This is a genomic window from Mogibacterium pumilum, assembly GCF_002243385.1.
GTDB lineage: Bacteria > Bacillota > Clostridia > Peptostreptococcales > Anaerovoracaceae > Mogibacterium > Mogibacterium pumilum.
In genome coordinates, this window is the sequence record NZ_CP016199.1 from 296,640 (window position 1) to 299,129 (window position 2,490).

The 2,490-nt window shown below is 32.0% G+C and carries 4 protein-coding genes and 1 pseudogene; all 5 read right to left on the reverse strand.

Translation table 11 applies throughout. From position 1 onward, the window contains the following. Positions 1 to 261, reverse strand: a 261-nt coding sequence (locus AXF17_RS09110) for a hypothetical protein (RefSeq protein ID WP_169711292.1), incomplete at its 3' end; no start/stop codon positions are given. Between the two features lie 163 nt (positions 262 to 424). Further along, positions 425 to 649 (reverse strand): helix-turn-helix domain-containing protein, encoded by a 225-nt coding sequence (locus AXF17_RS01485; RefSeq protein WP_094233490.1) that lies wholly within the window; start codon positions 647 to 649, stop codon positions 425 to 427. A gap of 18 nt (positions 650 to 667) precedes the next feature. Continuing rightward, a complete protein-coding gene (locus AXF17_RS01490; RefSeq protein ID WP_094233491.1) occupies positions 668 to 1,126 on the reverse strand; it encodes a hypothetical protein in 459 nt (152 codons plus the stop codon). 251 nt (positions 1,127 to 1,377) lie between these two features. After that, positions 1,378 to 1,992 carry a helix-turn-helix domain-containing protein gene (locus AXF17_RS01495; RefSeq protein ID WP_094233492.1) on the reverse strand — a complete coding sequence of 205 codons (615 nt, stop codon included), beginning with the start codon at positions 1,990 to 1,992 and terminating at the stop codon, positions 1,378 to 1,380. Between the two features lie 303 nt (positions 1,993 to 2,295). After that, a pseudogene (locus tag AXF17_RS01500) lies at positions 2,296 to 2,490 on the reverse strand (group II intron reverse transcriptase/maturase); the annotation flags it as partial.

Consider the following 2,490-nt stretch of genomic DNA (forward strand, 5'->3'; position numbering starts at 1 on the left):
CGTAAGATTCTCTCCTATCAAATCAATTTTGATATTCTTAAAATAGTCGGGACCACGAGTACCCTCATTAAAGTCACCAGAAACATTCACACCACTTATACTGGGTGTGTTATCTGCTGTTTGTTCTGTTTCTTCTGATAAGCTTCCGCTTGCTGCTGATGAATCACCAAGTTCTGCATAGTCGGCTGCCATAACGATTGGTGTGATATTAAATAAAATAATGCAGACTAAAATAACAATAGATGAAATCTTCTTTATCATGATACACACTTCTCCAATTTTTTATTAGATATAAATTTCAGTGACACTCTATCATATATGACTGTACATTATCAAGTATTTTATATAGTTGCTGACAGTACCTTTAATCATATTTCAAAAAGCTATTACGAGAACAGCATTATTTGCTGCTCTCGTCAAATAGTCAGTCATTCACATCTACCGCATCTTTCTCATACACGAGTATATCTCCAGGCTCACAACCCAAGTATGTACACATTTTATCTAGCGTTGTAAACCGAATAGCTCTTGCACGATTATTTTTTAATATTGAAATATTAGCTGGCGTGATATCGATTGCCTCAGATAGTTCACGAATAGTTATATTTCGGCTATCGAGTATACTGTCTAAATTTATTTTGATTGACATGTTTTATATTCCCGCTGTCTATACTGTTAACTTGTTATCTTCTTGCAGTTTAACGTAGTTGATTATTAGCTTTCCTACCGACATAAATGCAAATGCACATAGAAGAAATACTATCATCAAAATAGATACTTTTACGTTAAATATCTCAAATATACGCTCGCCTTTATTTGATAGTACCCCATGAATTAGCTCGCATGCGAACTCAAATAGAAAGATGTTAGCAATAGATTTGCAAGTCTTTGCTTCTTTTAAGGTAAGCTCCTCATCTATGCTTGGTAGCATCCACAGTTTAGCTATCACGATAACTATCCCCACTGTAATAACTATTCCATATAAGGCTTCGATTACGGCTTCATAGTTTGTAAATTGTTTTGTCAAAATATCGATACTACCTAGTATAATTGCTAGCATAGTTGCTAATGTAAATACTATCAATATTGCTCTTGTTAGCTTAAAAGTTATATTATCCTTATTCATGGTGATGCTCCTTTCGTCTTACGAATGTTACACAGTTAATTTCGAAATGCATTTTCTTCTACCTTTAATTTATCTATATTTTACTTTGGAGCATATCGAAAAACAATATGTTTTTGATTTAAAAAATGTTCTAAATAAATACATAGAGTTGATTTTCTTTATATGGAGCCACATTAATGCCAACAAAAAAATAATGACTCCAAAGTTAATTTAGAGCCATTATTTTTTATAAATATATTTGCTTTTGCCATTTACTCTAAAGAAATTGTTTTATAATTATGCCCATTATAAATAAATCTTATTCCCTTTATTTCTTTAAGTTTATCTTTAGTAATTGGAATTTTAGTAATTGGAATTGAAATCTTTTCATTGTGTTTGAATGATAATTTTGTAAATAAAGAAACTTCTAAAGTATTATTATTAACATCCATAAAATATCCGCCAATACTTTTATGTATGGGCAAATCTGTTTTTATGCATAACTTCTCATTAGATATGTATGCATCTACAATTTCTTTTTTCTTTGATATATCATTTATATTACTGAAATAAATTACAACTGACAAAAAATTTATTATTAAAACAAAAATTAAGAAATACAGCATTTTGTTTCTTTTACTAATTCTTTTTCTAATTATTGTATCTTCAGAAAGTCTATTCACAATATCACTATCCTCTTGCAAAAGCTCCTTCAATGGAATCTCCAAAATGTTTGAGATATTTACTATTAGCTTTATATCCGGATAATTTCTATTAATCTCCCAGTTTGAAATAGTAGATCTTGAAACTTGTAGCTTTTTTGCTAAGTCATCTTGTGTTAAGCCTAATTTAGTACGTTTCTCTTTAATAATTGTTCCAATTTTCACTGCACTATCCTCCTTTCTTTAATCTAATTTTAGAAAATTATAAAAGAACTCTCCAGTGTTACACCAGCACAAATCATAAAAAAAGTTGCCACAAATTGTGACATTAGAAACTTTGTAGTTAGGTTTTATTATCGAATATCGAATCTTTAAACTCAGTATTAATATTTTATTTACAAACAAGAACACGCGTCCAACACATGGTTTTCCTTAATAGGGTAGAGCGAGGGCGTTAGCCCTCAACCCTCCCGTTGCACCGTACGTACGGGTCTCGTATACGGCGCTACATCAACATAGAATCAAGCGTTAATTCAGATAATACGCCAAAGGGTCGACCAATCCCGGTCGGCTCTTTGTCTTTTTGCCAAGTATCGTTGGATTGAGCAGGAAATTAATATCCCGAATAGTAGCCATTCGGTACCATCCCTGCCTTGCGTTTGCCACGCTTAACAATCTTTTCTCCTCAAGGCCACATTCCTGAATCCTATTCAGAGCCATCAG

Bases quoted from the DNA above. Each gene is read 5' to 3' on its own strand.
- AXF17_RS01485 (WP_094233490.1), bottom strand. From the start codon at position 649: ATGTCAATCAAAATAAATTTAGACAGTATACTCGATAGCCGAAATATA.
- AXF17_RS01490 (WP_094233491.1), bottom strand. From the start codon at position 1,126: ATGAATAAGGATAATATAACTTTTAAGCTAACAAGAGCAATATTGATA.